The organism is Corynebacterium sp. NPDC104732 (assembly GCF_055583565.1).
Genome location: NZ_JBVJNS010000007.1, coordinates 82,446 through 103,243 on the forward strand (window position 1 = coordinate 82,446; position 20,798 = coordinate 103,243).

The following is a 20,798-nucleotide window of genomic DNA, read 5'->3' on the forward strand; positions in this document are numbered from 1 at the left end:
CGAATGCGAAATCGGATCGGGGACAGGTTCCGTGGTGACATGGAACTGAGTGATCTACCTGATCACGCGCTCATCAACATTGTCAGCGTGCCAGGGGCTGCGTACACCAGCCCTTGGGCACTGATCATCCGACGATTCGTGTACGCCACGCTGCTCCTCGCACTCGTGGCGGTGCTCGTGTACTTCGATAAGGGAGGGTACACCGAGCACCTCACCTTCATCGACGCCGTGTACTACTCGGCGGTGTCGCTCTCAACCACAGGCTACGGCGACATCACACCAGTGACCCAACACGCGCGACTGATGAACATCATCGTCATCACGCCACTTCGTATTGCCTTCCTGATCCTCCTGGTCGGCACCACCCTGTCAGTCCTGACGGAAGAATCCCGTCGCGCCCTGCAAATTCAACGATGGAGAAAGCGCTTGCGTAATCACACCGTGGTCATCGGATTCGGCACCAAGGGACGCTCCGCCGTCGCCGCACTGCTTGCCGACGGCACCCCAGCCAGCCAGATCGTGGTCATTGACAACGATCCAACATCATTGGAACTCGCAGCAAACCAAGGCCTTGCCACCGTTCAAGGATCGGCAACCAAATCTGACGTGCTGAAACTCGCCGGAGTCACCCGCGCCAAAGCCGTCGTCGTGGCTCCCAACCTGGACGATACCGCCGTGCTGGTCACCCTATCCGTCCGAGAAATCGCACCAAGCGCCATGATCGTTGCCAGCGTCCGCGAATCCGAAAACATGCACCTGCTTAAGCAATCCGGGGCCGATTCCGTGGTGATTTCCTCCGAAACGGCAGGCCGGCTGCTCGGCCTCGCCACCGTCACGCCATCCGTGGTGGAGATGATGGAAGACCTCCTGTCTCCAGACGAAGGATTCTCTATCGCTGAACGGCTCGTCGGGGAAGACGAAGTGGGCGCTAACCCACGGCACCTGGCAGACATAGTCCTCGGTGTGGTGCGCTCCGGTGAGCTCTATCGCATCGACGCGCCAGAAGCCGAAATCGTGGAACCAGGCGACCGACTACTCTACGTGCGACGCGTTTTCTAGGAACACGCTATGTCTCTGCTTTTCGTCACCCCGGACTACCGCATCCTCGTCGATGCTCAAGACCAACCACTCTGGCTCCCGTTGGAAGCCGTCGACGAGCAGCGATACGCCGCGGCCATTGTTTACGCACCCCTGGCCGACGCCCCAGAACATTTCCATCCACACGCCAGCGTAGGACCGAGCTTTCCATACGTGGCAGTGCGGGCCACCGACACCGAAATCGAAGAACTCCCGCACCTTACAACTGGCACCTGGCGCAGCGCCCGAGGTTACCTCGACCACCCCAACGTCGCGTCAGTGATTGCGAAATTGCGATTCCGGGAAAACGAACGTTTCGACCCCCAATACGGCTCACCCCTGCACCACTTCGGCTCCCTCGCGTTTGGGCACGATCAGCGCATGATCTACCCGCGGATCGATCCTTCCGTCATCGGGCTCGTGGAACTGTACGGACACAATAGAATCCTCCTCGGGCGAAATCGGCTCCGCCCCGACTACTTCTCCCTGATCGCGGGCTATGTCAACCCAGGCGAAACCCTCGAAGCGGCCTTCGCCCGCGAGGTGCTCGAAGAAACCGGGCGCAGAGCCGACAACATTACCTACGTGCGTTCCCAACCCTGGCCCATGTCCGGCTCGCTCATGATCGGGTTCACTGCTAGCACGACGGACGAAGACCCCGTCAGCACCACCGACGGTGAACTCGAAGAAATCGTCTGGGCTGGCCCCGAGCAGATCCGCCAGCTGCCACTGGCTGCCCCCGGGAGCATCGCCCGCCAACTCATCGACGACTGGGCAAAAACGCACCAATGATCAACCTCAACGACCTTGACGACGACCAACGCCGCGCTGCCACCGCACCCCGCGGCCCGGTTTGCATCCTTGCCGGAGCCGGTACCGGCAAAACCCGGACCATCACCTACCGCATCGCGCACCTCATCGACCAAGGATTCATCAGCCAACACCGAGTCCTCGCCGTCACTTTCACCAACCGTGCCGCCACTGAGATGCGGCACCGTCTCAGCCTCATGGGTATCGGGGCAGTACAAGCCCGTACTTTTCACTCCGCAGCCCTGCGCCAACTCCAGTACTTCTGGCCCCAGATCGCCGGGAACCTGCCGTGGCGGATGCTGGATAATAACAAGTTCTCCCTCGTCGGGCGCGCCGCCCGTAACGTCGGAATTGAATCCCACACAGAAAATGTGCGTGACCTCCTCGGGGAGATCGAGTGGGCAAAAGCGAGCCTGGTTACGCCCCAGCAATACGCTGAGGCCGTCGATAAGGCGCAGCGCACCCCACCGGTGCCCGCGGAGAAGGTCGCGGACGTGTACCGGATGTACGAAGCAGCAAAAACCACCGATGCTGGGATGTTGCTGGACTTCAATGACCTGCTGCTTCACACGGCCGGAGCCATCGAAAATTCTCCGGCGGTCGCAGAGGAGTTCCGGGCCCAGTATCGCAGCTTCGTCGTCGACGAGTACCAGGACGTCACCCCACTGCAACAACGGGTGCTTGATGCGTGGCTTGGGGATCGCGATGACCTCACGGTCGTCGGCGACGCCAACCAGACCATTTATTCTTTCACCGGGGCGACCCCAAACTACCTGCTCGATTTCTCACGGACGTACCCGCACGCAACGGTGACCCGGCTGCAACGGGACTACCGCTCCACCCCGGAAATCACGGCCCTCGCCAACACCGTCATCGGAAAAGCAACCGGCAGGGTAGCGGGCACCCGGCTGGAACTGCAGGGTATGCGACCTTCCGGGCCGGAACCTACGTTCAAGTCCTACCCCGATGAGCCGGCGGAAGCGCGTGAAGTTGCGCGCCAGATAAAAAAGCTCATCGCCGATGGCACCCCACCCAGCGAAATCGCGGTGCTATACCGCATCAATGCCCAATCCGCGGTTTTTGAACAAGCGCTTGCTGACGCGGGCATCGTGTTCCAGATCAAAAACGGCGAAGGGTTCTTTCAGCGAAACGAGATTAAACAGGCGATCAGCCAGCTGGTGCGCACCGCGCAGCGCCGCGACCTCCCCGAGGATGCTGTAGGGCCACGAGTGGCGGCCATCGCTCGCGCCGCCCTGGTGCCACTGGGACTTACCTCCAAAGAACCCGAAGGCGTGGAAGCCCGCGAACGCTGGCAGATGCTCACCGCTCTCGTCGATCTCATCGAGGAACTAGGAACCGCAACGCCGGACAGTGATCTACAAGCGATCCTCATTCAGCTCAAAAACCGGGCTGAAGCCAAAGCACCTCCCACAGTAGAAGGCGTGACACTGGCGTCGCTGCACGCGGCGAAAGGCCTGGAGTGGGACGCCGTGTTCCTCACCGGATTGGTGGAAAACACCCTTCCCATCTCCTTTGCTATCAAAGCGGGAGCGGAGCAGATCGAAGAGGAACGCCGACTATTCTATGTCGGGATTACCCGCGCTCGGGAGCATTTGCACTGTTCGTGGGCGCTCGCTCGACAAGACGGGGGCCGACAGTCCCGCAAGCGCAGTCGCTTCCTCGACGGGATCGTGGCAGAAGCTGTGAATGTGCCTCCGCGGAGCAAGCGCCCTCAGCGCTGTCGGGTGTGCGGCAGCCCGCTGAAAGCGCCCCAGGAAAAGGTGCTGGGTAGATGCCAGGATTGCCCATCAGACGCTGACGAGAGCGTCTTTGACAAGCTCCGCCAGTGGCGTCTGGAACAGGCGAAAGAACTTGAGGTGCCCGCTTACATTGTGTTCACCGACGCCACGTTGATGGCCTTGGCTGAAGCCCGACCGCAGACCGAAAGTGAACTGTTGGAAGTCTCAGGAATTGGCCCGGTCAAGGCAGCGAGCTTCGGGGAGGCTCTGCTGGATATTTTGCGACTCGAAACATAGCGGGCAATGGGGATGGCTGGCCACCACGGATTCCCGCAACTCACCAAACGGGTCCACATCCAGCACTAACCCTGGTTGCCAACGTCGCGACGTGGTGCCCAACGGCGGGCGATCCAACCCATAATGGGCGAGCACCATCGCAGCTGCGTGAGCCGCTGTCGCCGCCACAGTCACCGGAGCCGCTGAGGCGGCGCCAGGTAGCTGGGTAAGAAGGTGTGGCCAATGTGGATCCACATCCGTGCGGTGCAGCTGGGTGCACAGTGGGCACGGACCGAGGCCGCCGGAGCGAAGTGGGCCGATGACGCCACGGCCGTCGACAAGCTGCACCGGCACGAACAGCTCCCGTCGTCCCCCGCTGAGCGCCCCGGCCAGCACCCGCGCATGCGCCAGCTTATCGACGGCCACCAGCGGCATCTCACCTGGTAGCGACCGCAGAAACCTCCCATCAGTTTCGCCGCGCAAGGGTCGGCGAACCGTGCACCCGCTGCCGGTCAGCAACTCTGCGATCAGAGCGGAGAGGGAACTGCGCCCCAGGAGGGCGACGCGTGGTTCTACGGTGGGGAGGTGACGCAGGATCCCGAAAGCGAGCAGTTCACCCACTAGTTGTTCGGCGGCAGTGGAGTTGAGACCGGCCTTGCTGAGTCTGATCGCGAGGTCGGTTCTCGTCACAGGGGACTTGGCGCTGGCGAGCGCCCCCACCACCGGGCCGATATGGTGCGGTTCGATGCCGTCGATTACCCCCGCGGTGGTGGCATCGATACCAAATTGAATTGCTGGGCCGGGCCGGACCACGACCCGGGCAGCACTCGTGAGCTTTAGCATTTCCCCCATGTGCCATAGAATATCGTGACATGGCTCATCAGGTGCGGGTAATCCGTTCGACAAGGCGCAAACGCACGATCAGCGCGAAACTAGTGGGCGACACCATCGAGGTGCGGGTGCCGTCCGGGATGCCGGAGGCGGATGAAGAACGCGAAGTGGCGCAGGTAGTGGAGCGACTGCAGGTGAAGTTGGCCAAGAACGCTAGCTCGCTTACCGACGCACAACTGGCCGCCCGCGCGAAAGAACTCAACGCCACGGTGTTGGAAGGCCGAGCAAGGTTCACCCGAATCAGGTGGGTGACTAATCAAAACAGCAGGTGGGCGTCCTGTACTGCGGGGACGGGCGAAATTCGAGTGTCCCACAGGTTGCAGGACGTGCCGGGGTACGTGTTGGACGCTGTGATCGTGCACGAGCTGGTGCACACGTTCATTCGTACCGGGCACTCCGCGGAGTTTTGGGCGTGGGCGGATCGGGCGCCGAAGGCAGAACGCGCGAAAGGCTATTTGGAGGCCTACGCGCGCCAGTTTTAGTTACTTTTCCTCGTCGCCGTGTTCGTCCTCGGGACGATCTTTCAGCTGCTCTTCCAGGGCGTTGATTTCGGCGATGGGATCAAAGTCCTCGCTCAGGGTGTCACCGAGGAGGGAATCGATGAACGCTGCCGGTTTGTCCAGGTCCTCGGCGACAGGTAGGAAGTCTGGGTGATCCCAGACGGCGTCGCGACGCTCGATACCCACGGCGTTTTCCACTCGTCGCCACAGTTCCATTGCCTCAGCGACCTTTGGCGCGGCGAACTCGATGCCCACCACCTTGGCGAAGGCCTTTTCCGCGGAGCCACCGGTCGCGCGGCGGCGACGCCATGCCTCGTTGAGCGCGTCGGTCGACGGGACGCGTTCACCCATTGCCTGAGTCACGACTAGTTCGACCCAGCCCTCGACGAGCGCGAGCATGGTTTCGAGGCGGGCAGTGGCCCCGGCATTGCGGGAGGTGATGCGTGGCGAGAGATCCATGTTTTGCAGCCGCTGCATCGCTTCCTGGATTTGGGCCGGGTCGCCGGATTCCAGGCCCAGGTCGCGGGTGGCTTCCTCGATGTGGGAGGTGTCAATCACCAGGCCGGTTGCGTACTCCTCGACTGAGGATACGAGGCGTTCCACGAGCCAGGGCACGTGCTTAAACAGGCGCTGTCGGGCGGCTTCGCGGGCGCAAATGTACATCAGGACGTCAAGCTCTGAGATTTTCAAATCCTTGGCGATCGCCTTGAGGTTTGTTGGCAACACCGCGATGGTGCCACTCGGAACTACCGGCAGGCCGAAGTCCGAGCCGGTTAAGGCCTGGGTGGCAAGATCTCCCAGGGCGTTGCCGAGCTGGACGCCGAAATTCATCCCCGACATGGAGTTCATGATCTGCAGCATCGGCCCGACCATGTCACGGGCTTCTTCCGGTAGCTGCTCCAGCTGCGCCTCGTTCATGCGCCTAGCTACGGGGGTAACAAAACGCTTCCATGTCGGTAGCGTGGCCAGCAGCCATTCCTCGGCGTTCCAGGCGTTGACGGAGCCCTCCGAGGTGGGCAGGACGGTGGCGTCGTTGAGCCACATGTCTGCAAGGCGCACCGTGTCGACGACAGCGGTGGCTTCCTTGCTGCTAATTGGAGAAACCTTGCCAATTTGTTGCTTGGCAATGCGCTCCGCTAACTCATAATTGACCGGCTCGTCCGGGTTACTGTTTACCCCGCCGTTAAACATCTGGCCTAGTTGGTTAAAGAAGTCTCCGAAGCCGCCGGGGCCTCCGAAGTTGCCACCAAAGAAAAAATTATTGTTGTCGTTCATAGTCACCAAAGTACCGCAGTGCAACCCGATAAGACCCTATCTCTATCAACGCTGTTAGCGAACACCCTGAGAGCGGGTAAGGTAGCTAGGCGTGAATCGTCGATCGAAAACAGTGATCTGGGGCGCCATCCCAGTGCTCGCTTTCAGCTACCTTATTTCCAGCCCCACCGTGCCGTTTACGGACATCCCGCTGACGGTGCCCTATGCTGCGGAAAGCCCTGGCCCTACCTTCAATACGCTGGCGGAATACGACGGCAAGAAGATCGTTGACATCACGGGAACGGACGTCGATCAGACCACAGGCAACCTCAATATGACCACGGTGTCCGTCCGCACCCAAATGACTCTGGCGCAGGTGATGAGCCGTTGGCTGCTCAGCGACGACACAATCGTGCCCATCGAGTCCGTGTTCCCACCGGACCTCACCGAAGAAGAAATCAAGCAGCAGAACCAGACGGCGTTTTCTGACTCCGAGTCCTCGGCCACACTCGCTGCTTACCGGTACTTGGGCCGCCCGACAGTGGTAGAAGTAAAAGACGTCATGCCGGACGCCCCGGTGAAAGACCTGGTGACTGCGGGGGATCGCATTGTCTCTTTCAACGGCGAGAAGGTGGAGTCCCCGGCACAGCTGCGGGAATTTGTTGCGGCTAAAGCGCCGGAGGAGAAGGTGACCCTCGGTTTTGAGGGAGGGCAGACGCGTGAGGTGGTGTTGGGGAAGAACCCGCACACCGGCAAGGGGCTTCTGGGGGTGATCCTGGTGTCTGTGCCCGCGGATGGCGCCACCATCGAATACAACCTGGAGGATATTGGCGGTCCGAGTGCTGGCTTGATGTTCACGCTCGCGGTCGTCGATAAGCTCAGCCCTGGTGAGCTCACTGGTGGGAAGTTCATCGCGGGCACCGGCACGATCGCGGAATCGGGTGAAGTGGGGCCGATTGGCGGTATCACCCACAAGATCCGGGCTGCGAAAGACGCTGGGGCGGAGGTGTTTTTGACCCCGGCGGCCAATTGCGGGGAAGCGAAAACCGCGAAGGTCAAGGACATCACGCTGCTCAAGGTAACCTCACTGACCGACGCGGTGAAACAGCTCGAGGCCTACAACGGCGGCCAGCAGGTCACTACGTGTGACTAGTTAGGAGGGGTTCTCGCTGGGCTCTGCTGTTGGGGTTGGTTCTGGCGCTGCGGCCAGGCCCAGCTCATAGATGCGCTCCAGCGGATCCTGCTTGTCGGAGGAGACCATCTGCTGCATGGTGAGCCCCTTTTTGTTATCCACCACGGTGATCACGGCGGTGGTACCGAGGGTCGACCAACCGACGATCCGGTCGCCGGAGTCCTCCACCACCCGGGAACTGCGCAACTCGGTGAGCAGCTGGGTGGTCGATGCGGCTTTTGCATCCCCCTTGAAGAACTGAAATTGGCCGACTTCCGGGCCGGTGCAGGCGCTGGAATCCGGGATGCCGTTAGGGGCGCAGTCCTCAAACATGTCGAAGAACTCCGCCGGCGCCAGCGAGCCGTACATCTGCGCCACCTTGCTTACCGACGACGCTTCTTTTGTAGCCGTGGAGGTCGGCGTTTCCTCGTCCGCCGTCGACGAAGCAGCACTGGTGGTGGCCGTCGCTGACGGGCTTAGCGACGCCGTGGGCAGCGCACTGGTACTGGAGGTGATCGTAGGTGCCGGGCCTGGCTCCGGCTCGAGGGCGTCCTTGCTACATGCGGACAGCCCAAGCATCGCAACCGGTACTAAAAACCCGGCGAGACGAATATTCCAGCGATTGTGCACAGCGCGGTCTTTCCCATTAATAGTCGTAGGGGTTGGCGTTCAAAGTGTAGCGTAGCGCCTCAATCACTTCTGGCGCTACGTCTGGGCCACCCCGCAGGTCGATCTTGTCCTCGGCAAAGGGTTCTTGTAGCTCATCTTCGGTTGGTCGGATCTGCAAGAGGGTCAGCTCCGAGTCGTCGCGAAGAACGCCGGAAAACAGTCGCGCCGGGCGGGCGGGGGCGCCGGCGTCGCTGAACATAATTTCCTGCGCCAGCACGACCCCTTCAACATCGGCGGGCCAGGCGACGGTGGGGAGGAAGTCTTCGATCGCGCCGGGGATGTCGTCTTGTACGACCAGAGCGAGTGGTCCTTCCTCTTCAGGAAGCCCGAGCTTCTCGACGCCTACCAGCGCAAACAACGTGGGGCTCGCATCCCAGCCTTCGGCATGGATAAATTCGACGGCTTCGAGCATTGCTTTGTTCAGTGCAGCGTTTTGGGTCATTGCCTGCCTTTGTTCGCGTAATTACTAAAATCCGTAGAGTATTAGGAGAATACCTGCAAAATAGAAGGAGTTGGAATTGGCGACGAGCCTACAACCCCCAGCTAGACGCTCTCCGAAGATGTTGAGCATTGTTCTTACCGTCCTGACGCTACTCATTGTGGTAGCGCCGATGGCCGTCACGTATCTGACAGACTGGATGTGGTTCGGGGAGGTGAATTTCCGTGGAGTGTTTACCACGGTGCTGGTCACGCGCATCATTTTGTTCTTTATCTTCTTCATTTTTGCTGCCGCGATTGTCTGGGCTGCCGGGTTCCTGGCATTCCGAAACCGGCCTCACAATATCGACGTGTTTGACCTCGACAACCCCATCCATGGCTATCGGCGCATGGTGGAAGAGTCGCTGAAGAAAATCCTCATCGGCTTGCCCATCGTGGTGGGTGTTTTGGCAGGTATCGCTGGGCAAAGTGCGTGGCGCACTGTCTCCTTGTTCCTCAACCGGGAAACGTTCGGGGTCACTGACCCTGAGTTCGGACTCGACCTCGGTTTCTACGCTTTCAGTCTGCCGATGTGGCGACTCATCACCGACACTCTCTCCGTCCTGCTGGTCGTCGCGTTTTTCATCGCGTTGATTGGGCACTATCTGCTCGGCAGCATCCGCCCAGGCGGGCCGGGGATGAAGAGCTTCGTGTCCTATGGTGCCCGCACCCAGCTGGCGCTCACCGCGGGGGCGTGGATGCTGGTGAAGGTGGCCGGGTACTGGCTGGATCGTTATGACTTGATGGGCCGCCAGCACGAAACGTTCCACGGTGCTTCTTACACGGACCTGCATGCTTACTTGCCAGCCAAGATTCTCCTGATGGTGATCGCGGCGGTGGTGGCTGTGGCTTTCTTCTCCGCAGTGTTCCTCAAGGATCTGCGTATCCCCGTACTGGCAGCAATTCTGATGCTGCTGTCTTCCGGTGTCATTGGGATTGGCTGGCCGATGATGATGGAACAGTTCTCCGTCAAGCCGAACCGTGCGCAGAAGGAAGCGGAATCCATTAGCCGCAACATCCAGATGACGCGTTATGCCTACGGCATTACCGACGACAAGGTCACCTATCAGCGTAACTGGGGAGCAACCGGCTCCGACGCCGAGTCTGTCGCCTCTGACGAAGCGACCGTTTCTAACATCCGACTCCTGGACCCAGAGGTACTGTCCAAGACGTTCACCCAGCAACAGCAGCTGAAGAACTTCTATGGGTTCCCAGACACCCTTGCTATCGACCGGTACACCGTCGATGGTGAGCTGCGTGATTATGTGGTGGCTGTCCGTGAAATGGACCCGAATGAGCTGGACGGTAACCAGAAAGACTGGATTAACCGCCACACCGTGTACACCCACGGAAATGGTTTCATCGCCGCGCCGGCTAACCAGGTTGATGAGGTTGCCCGCGATGTGGGATCCACCCGCGGCGGCTACCCCCTGTACTCCGTGTCTGACTTGCAGGCGAAGGAACGTGGCGAAGAAAACAAAATGGGCCTCGACGTGGAGCAGCCCCGTACCTACTTCGGCCCGGTGATCTCTGATGTTCACCCAAGTGTGGACTACTCGATTGTCGGCACTGCCGGAAACCCGGTGGAGTACGACGCCGACGGGGTGAATTTCACCTACGACGGCAACGGCGGTGTGGACATTTCCAACATGTTCAACCGTGCGCTGTTCGCGCTGCGATACCAGGAAATGAACCTGGTGCTGTCGGAGCGGATCGGCGAGAACTCGAAGATTATCTTTGAACGCGATCCGAGGGCCCGCGTCGAAAAGGTAGCGCCGTGGCTCACCGCAGACTCCACGACCTACCCCGCGGTGATTGACGGCCGCATCAAGTGGATCGTCGACGGCTACACCACCTTGAGCAACCTGCCGTACTCGCAACGCACGTCCCTCACCGAAGCCACCGAGGACGCGCTCAACCCGGACGGTACCCGTCAGCCGCTCGTCACGGACCGCACCAGCTACATCCGCAACTCCGTCAAGGCCACCGTCGATGCTTACGACGGCACGGTGGAGCTATACGAGTTCGACACCGATGATCCGGTGCTGAAGGCTTGGAAGGGCGTATTCCCGAACACCGTGAAGCCCAAGTCTGCGATCTCTGACGAGCTGAACAGCCACCTGCGCTACCCACAGGACATGTTCAAGGTGCAGCGCGAGCTGATTGCGAAGTACCACGTGGATGATCCTGGCATCTTCTTCACCAACGACGCTTTCTGGTCCGTTCCTTCCGACCCGACTGCGCCGGACGATCGTAAGCAGCTCAACCAGCCACCGTACTATGTTGTGGCAGCCGACCCAGAGTCGGGGAAGGCATCGTTCCAGCTGATCACGCCGTTCCGTGGCCTGGAGCGTGAGTTCCTCGCCGCCCACATGTCGGTGGCCTCTGACCCAGCGAACTACGGCAAGATCACCGTCCGTGCCCTGCCTACCGACACCCAAACCCAGGGACCGAAGCAGGCACAGGACACCATGATGTCCTCCGACCAGATCGCCCGTGACCGCGCCCTGTGGGAGCGCACCAACACCCTCACCAACGGCAACTTGCTGACCCTGCCGGTCGGTGATGGGGAAATCATGTACGTGGAGCCGATCTACTCGCAGCGCAAGGAACAAAAATCTGCGTTCCCGAAGCTCCTGCGTGTTCTGGTGTCTTACGACGGCAAGGTCGGCTACGCGCCAACCATCGCAGAGGCACTGCAGCAGGTGGGAATTGACCCACGAGCTGCAAGCGACCTAGAGGAAGCGAAGGATTTGCCAACGGAACCATCAGAGACCGCCGACAAACCAGCGGACACCCCACAACCGGATACACCTGAGGCCCCGGTAGATGCCAAGGCCGCGACGGAAAACCTGCGCAAGGCCCTTGATGCGCTCAATGCAGCAAAGAACAAGTCGCACGAAGAGTATGGCAAAGCCCTGGATGAGCTGGACAAGGCCGTAGCAGAACTGCAGAAGGCCCAGAAGTAGCCCCTTGGGCCCAGCCCCTTCGGACCCTTTCGGCCCCTTTCGGCCCCGCACTTTGGTGGTGCGGGGCCTAAGTTTTTGGGCGGCGGACCCGACAAATAACTACGCCCACCCCACTCCACGAACTGGGAATTCGCCACGGATAAGTGGAAGATCGTCAAATGGTTTGGGGTGGCAGTTCTCTCGGTGCTTTGGTCTCGAGGATGGTTGCTTGGAAGCTTGACCCCGAGATTGGTGGGGCAGAGGCATGGCCCCGACATTACGCCCCCGAGGTTGGTGGGGCAGACGCTTGACCCCGACATTACGCCCCCGAGGTTACTCCCAAAACGTGTCCGCGAGCCCGAAGTTCGGGAGGGTAATGTCGGGGTCATTACGCAAACAACTCGGCAGCACGACAAACATAGGGATCTGCAACAAGCGTCTTAATCCCTATCAAGCACCACCGCAGAACTCTCCCTGCACCGACATCGCAACCACTTCGGGCACCCCCCAAAACCACCCCCAAGAAAATACTTTCCCTACCGATGGAACCATTTCGGGGTGGCACAGAGTCTAAAGACAATGAGGGCACTTGTACATAGACTTACAACCACAGCAACGCCTCATACACGCTTGATTACCAACAGGGGGAAACCATGCGCGGAGCTCACACGCGTCTATCTGCAGTGCTCTCTACTGCCATCGCAATCACATTCTTCACACTCAGCCTTACAAGCTGCACCAACGGTGCGGACACTGCGCCACGCAAGGGGGAAACGACCACGACGGTCAGTGCAGACACCGCGCCTATCGACGCCCAAACCCCCGCAACCTTAAACCCAAAAGATCCCAACTTCCGCCTCTTCGACCCATGCACCGAGCTTGACGACGAAGTGTTCAAAAAAACGGGGTTGGGGAAGCGGTCTGGTTTCGGGAATTGGCCAGGAGCGGATTTTAGGATTTGCACCTTCACGACCGGTGAAGATTCGGAATATTTTGGGTCTGTTTCGGTAATCATGAATTCCGTCAATAAAAAAACAGTGCGACGAACACAGCATCTAATTTCTGAGTCCGTTGAGTCTGAAATCCCTGGTGTATACCAGTATCGGTTGGATGCAGAATCAGTCCATGAGTGTACTTCAACGTCTCAAACGCGCATGGGGCAGTTTGAGATAAAGGTTCATGACCTGGATAAGAAGTTAAGTGGCAACGAAGTTTGTGATCAATCATTGGCATTTCTTGAAAACCTTTACCCAGAAGTGGAGAAGAAGATCAGAAATGGAACATATAGAAATTGATCCTGCAGTTCTAAACAGGCAGGTTGGAGAAATTGGTACTCTCGCGGTCAAAGCGCAGGGGATCTTTGCAGGAGGCCAACAAGCCGGCCTCTCCGCTGCGTATTCCGAGGTGTCGGGGCTTGATCAGATGGGTGCTTCTCATGGGCTTGTTGTTCAGGGTGGCGCTGGTTCGGCGGTGCAGACGTTGCAGAAGTATGCGGAGCAGGTTGCTTGGTTGCGGGATGGTTTGAAGGCGACGGAGCGTTCGTTGGTGAGCCAGGAGGGGTTGGCTGAGCGGGCGTTGCAGATTGCTGATGAGGGCGGTGCTGTGGGGGCTGAGTCTACGTTGTTCCCTGCTCGTCCTGATCAGGTATTTGAGGATTTTTCGTTCCCTACGCCTTCGGTTTCTATTCCGGCGAGTTTGGCGGAGTTGAGTGCTGCGTTTGCGGCGACGGATGCTTCGGCTGTGGCTGCGTCAGTTGAGGCGTGGTCGGGGATGTCGAAGAATGCTGCGCAGCTAGCGGAGAACATTCGCACAACCGCGTGGGATATTGCTGAGATTAATAAGGCTGACAGCATTAATGCGGCGGTTGATCGTGCGCTTGAGGTTGCGGATGCTGCGGATGTTTTTGCGAATAATGCCGGGTTGATGTCGACGTCTGTGGAGTACATGGGGCAGGTGGCGCAGGCTAGTGGGGCTCATGTGGCGATGGCTGAGATGGCGATTGCGATGATCCCGGATCCTGTGGAGCGGAAGGCGGCTGAGCAGGAGTTTTTGACGTCGTTTATGGGCTCTACCTTCCCGGCCGCGGTGGAGAGCACGATGCCGGTGATTCGTAATTTGATGAAGATGGAGCAGGTTGCGGCTGGAGGTGAGGAGCTGCAGGCGCAGATGGGGCTTGTCGACGGCAATGGCAAACCAGGTCCTATTGCCCGCATTCAGGCCGGCTCGCAGCAGTTAGAGCAGTTGGTTGCCCAGCCTCAGAACATGGGGCCGGGGAGTTTTGAGGCGATTGCTCAGAATATGCAGCAGCTCGATGCCATTGATCCGTCTATGGGTGGGTTTGGTTTGCCATCCTTGGGTGATTTCGGAACTGAAGTTTCCAGTGCGTTCGGTGGGATCAGCCCGGTAGGTGGGATGGTCGCAGATGTGCCTACGGGCGCGCATGCGGCAGTGACTCCGTACCAGTTCTCGCCCGTCGGTGGCGGTTTAGGGGCTGCTGGGACGCCGGGCGGGAAGATGGCTCCTGTTGGGGGCGTCGGCAAGCTTGCTGGTGGCGGTGGGGCGCTGGGGCCGACTGACCTGGCGCGTGGCAGTCAGCAGTTCGGGGCGATGTCTCCTTTGGCTGGCGGTGCGCCTGCGTTCGGTGCTGCGGGGCGTGCCGGTTCGGTCGGTGCCGGGATGGCTTCCGGGCGTCCCGGCATGATGACCGCGCCGGGCTTCTCGACGGCGCTGCCCGCCCAAGCCAGCGTATCCGGATCCGGTTCCGCTATGGGCAGGGGAATGGTACCGATGGGAGGTGCACCGTTGGCGGGAGCGCAACAAGATGATCGACGAGGCAAGGTAAAGACGGTGACCTCGGCGGTAGAAGAAGAAAGCAACCTGCATGCGTTGCTGGGTGATCTTCCGCCGGTAGTGCCGGGACCAATCGGGGCATGGGCGCGCGGTTAATTGCCTTTTGACCTGCGGATTGGCCAAGCGGGCGGGTGGTGTGTATAGTTAATCCCTGTTGCCGAGGCCACCGGTAAAACGGAAGGTTACGGCACGGTGAATTATCACCCGTCGCGGGGTGGAGCAGCTCGGTAGCTCGCTGGGCTCATAACCCAGAGGTCGTAGGTTCGAATCCTGCCCCCGCTACTAAGTAGACTCCCTAGTCACAGCAATGTGGCTAGGGAGTTTTTGTTTAACCGTTTCGCTTTGCGATTGCAGCGGTTAGGACAGTAGCGAATCCAGTCCACACAGCGTAAGGAGAAAGCAGTGCTCCACGTTGCGGTGCGGAACGCCACGCTCGCCTCACCAAATCAGCACTGCTCACCGCCAAGACCCCAGCCCACGCCGTAGCTAGCTTTCTGCGGCGCGAGCGGAAAAATACTCCCGTCCATCCAGCATTGAGGAGCAGGTTAACTGCGAGGGCACCGGCGTGCTTCTTCGCGGAGTCCCGGTTGTTTTCCTCCAGCTCATCGGACAGCACTAGCGCATTCATAATGGCGATGTCGGTGTAAAGAGCAGTCCACACGATAGGGAAGACAGACGCCGGAGGTTGCCAGCTCGGAAAATCTAGCTTCTTATACTCTTTGGTTTGCGTCGCCACGAAACCAGAACCTACTGCGCTACAGAGCGCAACCGCGGCACTTACCGACGTAAACGTTCGCATCCACCGATGGGTATCAAGCTCTTTTGTGGCTGCCAGAATCGCTTCACGAAACGTGAGATTTCCACCTTCAGGGGTGCCGGTGTAGCGCTCAAGGTCGCGTTCCTTCACCACAGTATCGTGCATGAGGCTGCCGATGAGTGGGCGCGCAATCTGCGCTTTCACAGGCGTCACCAGCGAAATCCACTGGGCTGCAAGCTGAGGGGTTGCTACCGGGGCAGACAATATCAACCGTGGCCCCAATCCGGTTGCCTTCGCATATTCCTTCATCATGTCTGCGTAACGGAGAGTATCGGGGCCACCAATATCAAAAGTACGGTTGACTTCTTCCGGAAGGTCGGCGGCTCTAACGAGGTAGAACACAGCATCACGAACCGATATTGGCGTAATACGGTTACGGATCCACGATGGGCCAATCGCGCCAGGAAGCCGCTCTGAAAGGTGGCGCAGCATCTCGAATGACACCGAACCATCCCCGAGGACAACTCCGGCTTGAAGTACAGCGGCAGGCACCTGCGAGGACAGAAAAACCTCGCCTACCTCTACTCGGGAAGCCAAGTGTTCGGAAAGATCTTCGCCCTCGGGGTGCAAGCCACCAAGATAAACGATTCGTTTCACCCCCTCGGCCTCTGCAGCGGAAGCGAAAATCTTAGCCATGCGCAACTCAGTGTCTTTGAAGTCATTGGCATCTGACATTGAGTGCACCAGGTACCAGGCTACGTCGACACCCTGGAGCGCATCATGGACGTGGGAAAGCTGCGACGCATCGCCCTCGACAACCTCTACTTGTCCGGCGCCCGCATGCTCTCCCTCGGCGACGATTTTATCGCCCCATTCCATTCCTAACGCCTTCTCCCGGCTGCGGGACAGGGTGCGCACAGCCCACCCCTCTTCCAATAGACGTTTGGTGACATTACTTCCGACATATCCTGTTGCGCCCGTGACTAGGGCCTTACGAATGGTGGTTTGGTCCATAGTGGGGAGGTCCTCTCAGTAGTGGTTTTTCTAATCCAATAATTGGCACCCAGGGTACACAGCTTTAACGAGGGTGAATTCATCCTTCAGTTCGTGCAACACTGGCTTCATGCCCTCACCGACTACCTCTTTTTTGCAGCGACCAGCCCTGTGGCAAGTCGTTTTTCCCGCCACGCTGGGCGCGTCTGGGTTGTTCTTCGCTGCGCAGTCACCCCCAGCTTCCACAGGCTTTTATGCTGGTACCTTCTTCACCGCGGCAGTCTGGTTGGTTACGTGGTGGCGCTACGGAAACCGTGATGCCTATCGGGAGGGCCTTTCCGGTGTCACCCGTGGGGTGCTGGTGGGAAGCCTGCTGATTGTCTTTTTCATGGCAGGAGCTATGGCTGTGAGGATGATTCCAGTTCTAGCGGGTCCGGTCAGCGACCTCCTAGATAATATGCGGACAGGAACGGTGCTGTTGACGTTGATCACCTTGGTGGTCAATGGTGTGGGTGAAGAGATGTTTTTCAGGGATGTGGTGCAACGACACCTTGACAACGTTCTTCCAGGGCAAAGATCTGTGATTGTGCAGGTAGGAATCTACTTGCTGGTCACTATGGCGATGGGGGTTCCGCTATTAATTGTTGCAGCGTTGTTGGTGGGTGGGATAGCTACTTTCGAAGCTCGGCGTGCGGGAAATCTAGTTTCGGCAACGGCTCTCCACCTCACCTGGGGAGTCGGGATGGCCTTTCTGCTCCCACCATTAATCCATTAGGAAATAGGGGGTAAACAGCGGGGGTGTTGACCTTTGCAAAAAGATTTGCTGTTACGCTGTGTTTGTGAATTATGCAAAGTGATGTAAATTGACCACCTTGTTATCTGTGAGGCAAGTCATATATCAATGTGGGGTATTGATTATTGACTGAAATGGAGACTCACAGTGGATCTTTACGAGTACCAAGCTCGAGATCTCTTTGAAAAGCATGGCGTCCCCGTCCTGTGCGGCATTGTGGCCACGAGCCCGATCCAAGCGGAACACGCTGCAGCGAAACTGGCAACCCCAGTTGTGGTGGTCAAAGCCCAAGTAAAAGTGGGCGGACGCGGTAAAGCTGGTGGCGTAAAGCTCGCGCATAGCCCAGCAGAGGCTGGGCAGGTGGCAGACGACATCCTCGGACTCAAAATTAAAGGTCACACGGTTCGGAAGGTGATGGTCGCGGAAGGTGCTGACATTGCCGAGGAGTACTACTTCTCCATCCTCTTGGACCGCACCAAACGCCGCTACCTGGCGATGCTGTCTAAGGAAGGCGGGGTGGATATCGAAACCCTGGCCAAGGAGCGGCCAGAAGCGCTGGTCAAGCGGAACTTCTCACCGTTGGATGGCATGACGGACACCCTGGCACGTGAGATGGCTAGGGAGGCTGGATTTGATGCAGTGGACGTCGACAAGCTGGTGCCCGTCCTCAAACGCCTCTACCACGTCTACACCGCCGAAGACGCCACCCTCGTCGAGGTCAACCCCTTGGTCAAAACCGGTTCCGGCGACATCGTGGCACTGGATGGCAAAGTCACCCTCGATGACAACGCCGCCTACCGCCACCCCGACCACGCAGCGCTGGAGGACCATGGCGCAACTGACCCGCTGGAGCTCAAAGCGCAGAAAATGGGGCTCAACTACGTCAAGCTTGACGGTAATGTCGGCGTCATCGGCAACGGTGCCGGCCTGGTGATGTCCACCCTCGACGTGGTCGCCTACGCCGGCGAAGAACTACCCGGCCAGCCGCGGCCTGCGAACTTCCTCGACATCGGTGGCGGCGCCAACGCCGAAGTGATGGCCAACGGCCTTGAAGTGATCCTCGGCGACGCCCAGGTCACATCCGTATTCGTCAACGTTTTCGGCGGAATCACCGCCTGCGACGAAGTAGCCAAAGGCATCGTCCAAGCGTTCCGCATCCTCGCCTCCGAAGGAATCGAACCGAAGCCGTTGGTCGTGCGTCTCGACGGCAACAACGCAGAATTGGGACGAAGCATACTTTCCGACGCCAACCTCCCGAAACTCGAACAAGCAGACTCCATGGACGACGCCGCCCACCGCGCGGCCGAACTGGCATCGCAATAAAAAAGGGGCAACTGACATGGCAATCTTCCTTAACGAAAACTCGAAAATCATCGTCCAAGGCATGACCGGCTCCGAAGGTCAAAAGCATACCCAGCGGATGCTGAACTCCGGCTCCAACATCGTAGGTGGCGTGAACCCGAAGCGTGCCGGCAGCAGCGTCGCCTTCGACAACGACGTCACCATCCCTGTCTTCGGATCCGTCCGCGAAGCAATGCGCGCCACCGGCGCCGACACCACCGTCATCTTCGTCCCCGCCGCTTTCACGAAATACGCAGTGGAAGAAGCGATCCGGGCTGAAATCCCGCTGTGCATCGTCATTACCGAAGGTATCCCAGTCAAAGACACCGCCGAATTCCACGCTCTTGCTAAAGAATCTGGCACCCGCCTGATCGGACCTAACTGCCCCGGAATCATCAGTCCAGGCAAATCCAACGCCGGCATCATCCCAGCCGAAACCGCCCCCAACCCTGGGCGGATCGGCCTCGTATCCAAATCGGGCACCCTCACTTACCAAATGATGTACGAACTCTCCGACATCGGATTCTCCACCTGCGTCGGTATCGGCGGAGACCCCATCATCGGCACCACCCACATCGGCGTCATCGAGCAATTCCAAAACGACCCAGAAACCGAAGCCATCATCATGATCGGCGAAATCGGCGGTGACGCGGAAGAGCATGCAGCAGCCTACATCAAAGAACACGTCACCAAACCGGTGGTCGCCTACATCGCTGGCTTCACCGCACCCGAGGGAAAAACCATGGGGCACGCGGGAGCAATCGTCTCTGGCAGTGCCGGAACCGCCGCCGGAAAACAAGCCGCCCTTGAAGCTGCCGGGGTGAAAGTCGGCAAAACACCATCTCAAGCTGCAGCACTGATGCGGGAGCTGCTGGCCCAATAGTTGATTGTTTTGGGGGCGTGGCTGTGGCGTTGAGCCCGACATTACGCCCCCGAGATTGGTGGGTCGGAGCCACGACCCCGACATTACGCCCCCGAGGTTGTTCGAAAATCTTTGCGATGAGCCCGAACTTCGGGAGGGTAATGTCGGGGAGAAAACAAAATCACCCCAAAGCCCTAAAGCCCCAACGCCCCAAAGCAATAGAAAAATCTCCTGACCAGGCGTTACCGAGGAAAGCGGACATACTTAACCCACAAACAACCAAAGCAGCCCCCGTCGAAAAATTATCGAAGGGGGCTGTATCCATCTGAGATGCGTTATTCAATCACGGTTTTCCATGCGGTGAGAAACGCGTCGGTTTCTTCATCTGTGGTGGCCGTGATGCGAATGCCTTCTGGGAAGGCACGGACGAGGACGCCGGCGTCGGCGAGCTTGTCGGCAAGTTCGAGTGGCCCGGTTCCAAGCGAAGCGAGCCCGGCCGCGGGGATCCATACGAAGTTGGCTTCGGATTCCAGGGCACCGTAGGGGGCGAGTTCCCGGGCGATGCGTTCGCGGGAGGTGACGGTGTGCGCGATACGTTCGTCCAGTTGGTCGCATGCTTTGAGGGAGGCGACGGCGCCTGCCTGGGCGACGGCGTTCACGGAAAAGGGGATCGCAACCTTGTTGAGCGCTTCTATTATCTCCGTGGCGCCGAAAGCGTAGCCGACGCGGGCGCCGGCGAGGCTGTAGGCCTTGGAGAAGGTGCGCAGCCCGATGACGTTGGGGTGTGATTCCAGGAAGTCGGTGGCGACGGGCGTATCGGTGGCATTGTTGTATTCGAAGTAGGCTTCGTCGAGGGCCACGATGACGTCGGAGGGGACGGCGTCGAGGAAATCACGGAATTCTGCCGTGGTGACGGTTGTTCCAGTGGGGTTGTTGGGGTTGCACACGAAGATCAGCCGAGTGCGGTCGGTGATGGCGGCCGCCATGGCTGGCAGGTCCACGCCTTGCTCGGCGGTAAGTGGCACAGCCACTGGGTTTGCGCCGACTACCTGGGCAAAGAGTGGGTATGCCTCGAAGGAACGCCAGGGGAATACGACGTCGTCCCCGGCGCCGCAGGTGATCTGGACCAGCTGCTGGCACAGGGCGGAGGACCCGGTCCCCACGGCGACCTGTTCGAGTGTTAGGCCAAGGTGCGAGGCGAGGTCGGTGCGCAGCTGTACCGCTCCCATATCGGGGTAGCGGTGGAGCGACGCTGCGGCAGTGGTCATGGCGGTTACGGCGTCGGCAAGCGGCGGTTGCGTCGTTTCGTTGGAAGAGAGCTTGACTGCCCCTGGGTGGCGCTTGCCTGGGACGTAGACAGGCAGCGAGGCAAGGTCAGGTCGGATCATGA

Annotated in this window: 17 protein-coding genes and 1 tRNA gene; 12 read left to right on the forward strand and 6 right to left on the reverse strand. The window is 59.3% G+C overall.

Annotated elements, in window-relative coordinates; all coding sequences use genetic code 11:
- Window positions 1-3: 3 nt before the first annotated feature.
- Genes ACZ6ZO_RS06900 through ACZ6ZO_RS06910 form a run of 3 tightly spaced genes read left to right on the forward strand, consistent with a single transcriptional unit; the run spans window position 4 to window position 3,923 of the window.
- Window positions 4-1,059 carry a potassium channel family protein gene (locus ACZ6ZO_RS06900; RefSeq protein ID WP_182386730.1) on the forward strand — a complete coding sequence of 352 codons (1,056 nt, stop codon included), beginning with the start codon at window positions 4-6 and terminating at the stop codon, window positions 1,057-1,059.
- Between the two features lie 9 nt (window positions 1,060-1,068).
- Window positions 1,069-1,869 carry an NAD(+) diphosphatase gene (locus tag ACZ6ZO_RS06905; RefSeq protein ID WP_465291516.1) on the forward strand — a complete coding sequence of 267 codons (801 nt, stop codon included), beginning with the start codon at window positions 1,069-1,071 and terminating at the stop codon, window positions 1,867-1,869.
- Window positions 1,866-3,923, forward strand: a complete 2,058-nt coding sequence (locus ACZ6ZO_RS06910; RefSeq protein ID WP_182386729.1) for an ATP-dependent DNA helicase UvrD2 — start codon at window positions 1,866-1,868, stop codon at window positions 3,921-3,923. Before ACZ6ZO_RS06905 ends, ACZ6ZO_RS06910 begins: the two co-directional genes overlap by 4 nt.
- Here the strand turns inward: ACZ6ZO_RS06910 and ACZ6ZO_RS06915 are convergent.
- A complete protein-coding gene (locus ACZ6ZO_RS06915; protein WP_465291518.1) occupies window positions 3,852-4,754 on the reverse strand; it encodes a hypothetical protein in 903 nt (300 codons plus the stop codon). The two genes, ACZ6ZO_RS06910 and ACZ6ZO_RS06915, sit on opposite strands and share 72 nt — an antisense overlap.
- Before the next feature lie 20 nt (window positions 4,755-4,774).
- Here ACZ6ZO_RS06915 and ACZ6ZO_RS06920 point away from each other — a divergent pair, with 20 nt between their 5' ends.
- Window positions 4,775-5,275: a YgjP-like metallopeptidase domain-containing protein gene (locus tag ACZ6ZO_RS06920; protein WP_465291520.1), complete on the forward strand. Its 501-nt coding sequence runs from the start codon at window positions 4,775-4,777 to the stop codon at window positions 5,273-5,275.
- Here ACZ6ZO_RS06920 and ACZ6ZO_RS06925 read toward each other — a convergent pair whose 3' ends face one another.
- Window positions 5,276-6,568: a zinc-dependent metalloprotease gene (locus tag ACZ6ZO_RS06925; protein WP_465291522.1), complete on the reverse strand. Its 1,293-nt coding sequence runs from the start codon at window positions 6,566-6,568 to the stop codon at window positions 5,276-5,278. It abuts the gene before it with no gap.
- Window positions 6,569-6,659: 91 nt separating this feature from the next.
- Between ACZ6ZO_RS06925 and ACZ6ZO_RS06930 the strand changes: the two genes are divergently transcribed.
- Complete coding sequence (locus ACZ6ZO_RS06930) at window positions 6,660-7,700, forward strand: YlbL family protein (protein WP_465291524.1); 1,041 nt, start codon at window positions 6,660-6,662, stop codon at window positions 7,698-7,700.
- On the opposite strand, the gene ACZ6ZO_RS06935 is transcribed toward ACZ6ZO_RS06930, so the two are convergent.
- Together ACZ6ZO_RS06935 and ACZ6ZO_RS06940 are read right to left on the reverse strand one after the other, a co-directional pair.
- Window positions 7,701-8,348: a hypothetical protein gene (locus tag ACZ6ZO_RS06935; RefSeq protein WP_465291526.1), complete on the reverse strand. Its 648-nt coding sequence runs from the start codon at window positions 8,346-8,348 to the stop codon at window positions 7,701-7,703.
- Between the two features lie 16 nt (window positions 8,349-8,364).
- On the reverse strand, window positions 8,365-8,829 hold the full coding sequence (locus tag ACZ6ZO_RS06940) for a PPA1309 family protein (protein ID WP_465291528.1): 465 nt from the start codon (window positions 8,827-8,829) through the stop codon (window positions 8,365-8,367).
- A gap of 76 nt (window positions 8,830-8,905) precedes the next feature.
- Between ACZ6ZO_RS06940 and ACZ6ZO_RS06945 the strand changes: the two genes are divergently transcribed.
- The 4 genes from ACZ6ZO_RS06945 to ACZ6ZO_RS06960 all read left to right on the forward strand — a co-directional run bounded on the left by ACZ6ZO_RS06945 (window position 8,906) and on the right by ACZ6ZO_RS06960 (window position 14,944).
- The gene (locus ACZ6ZO_RS06945) at window positions 8,906-11,833 is read left to right on the forward strand and encodes a UPF0182 family protein (RefSeq protein ID WP_465291530.1); all 2,928 of its coding nucleotides are present in this window, start codon (window positions 8,906-8,908) and stop codon (window positions 11,831-11,833) included.
- A gap of 632 nt (window positions 11,834-12,465) precedes the next feature.
- Window positions 12,466-13,107: a DUF3558 family protein gene (locus tag ACZ6ZO_RS06950; protein WP_465291532.1), complete on the forward strand. Its 642-nt coding sequence runs from the start codon at window positions 12,466-12,468 to the stop codon at window positions 13,105-13,107.
- Window positions 13,088-14,758, forward strand: a complete 1,671-nt coding sequence (locus tag ACZ6ZO_RS06955) for a hypothetical protein (protein ID WP_465291534.1) — start codon at window positions 13,088-13,090, stop codon at window positions 14,756-14,758. Before ACZ6ZO_RS06950 ends, ACZ6ZO_RS06955 begins: the two co-directional genes overlap by 20 nt.
- A 112-nt stretch (window positions 14,759-14,870) precedes the next feature.
- Window positions 14,871-14,944, forward strand: a tRNA-Met gene (locus ACZ6ZO_RS06960).
- Window positions 14,945-14,990: 46 nt separating this feature from the next.
- On the opposite strand, the gene ACZ6ZO_RS06965 is transcribed toward ACZ6ZO_RS06960, so the two are convergent.
- Window positions 14,991-16,433 (reverse strand): tryptophan-rich sensory protein, encoded by a 1,443-nt coding sequence (locus tag ACZ6ZO_RS06965; RefSeq protein WP_465291536.1) that lies wholly within the window; start codon window positions 16,431-16,433, stop codon window positions 14,991-14,993.
- Window positions 16,434-16,542: 109 nt separating this feature from the next.
- Here ACZ6ZO_RS06965 and ACZ6ZO_RS06970 point away from each other — a divergent pair, with 109 nt between their 5' ends.
- The 3 genes from ACZ6ZO_RS06970 to sucD all read left to right on the forward strand — a co-directional run bounded on the left by ACZ6ZO_RS06970 (window position 16,543) and on the right by sucD (window position 19,429).
- Window positions 16,543-17,187: a CPBP family intramembrane glutamic endopeptidase gene (locus tag ACZ6ZO_RS06970; protein WP_182386718.1), complete on the forward strand. Its 645-nt coding sequence runs from the start codon at window positions 16,543-16,545 to the stop codon at window positions 17,185-17,187.
- A gap of 165 nt (window positions 17,188-17,352) precedes the next feature.
- Window positions 17,353-18,528: an ADP-forming succinate--CoA ligase subunit beta gene (gene sucC, locus ACZ6ZO_RS06975; RefSeq protein WP_465291539.1), complete on the forward strand. Its 1,176-nt coding sequence runs from the start codon at window positions 17,353-17,355 to the stop codon at window positions 18,526-18,528.
- 16 nt (window positions 18,529-18,544) lie between these two features.
- Window positions 18,545-19,429 (forward strand): succinate--CoA ligase subunit alpha, encoded by an 885-nt coding sequence (gene sucD / locus ACZ6ZO_RS06980; RefSeq protein WP_465291541.1) that lies wholly within the window; start codon window positions 18,545-18,547, stop codon window positions 19,427-19,429.
- A 314-nt stretch (window positions 19,430-19,743) separates the two neighbouring features.
- On the opposite strand, the gene ACZ6ZO_RS06985 is transcribed toward sucD, so the two are convergent.
- Complete coding sequence (locus tag ACZ6ZO_RS06985) at window positions 19,744-20,796, reverse strand: histidinol-phosphate transaminase (RefSeq protein WP_465291543.1); 1,053 nt, start codon at window positions 20,794-20,796, stop codon at window positions 19,744-19,746.
- Window positions 20,797-20,798: the final 2 nt, after the last annotated feature.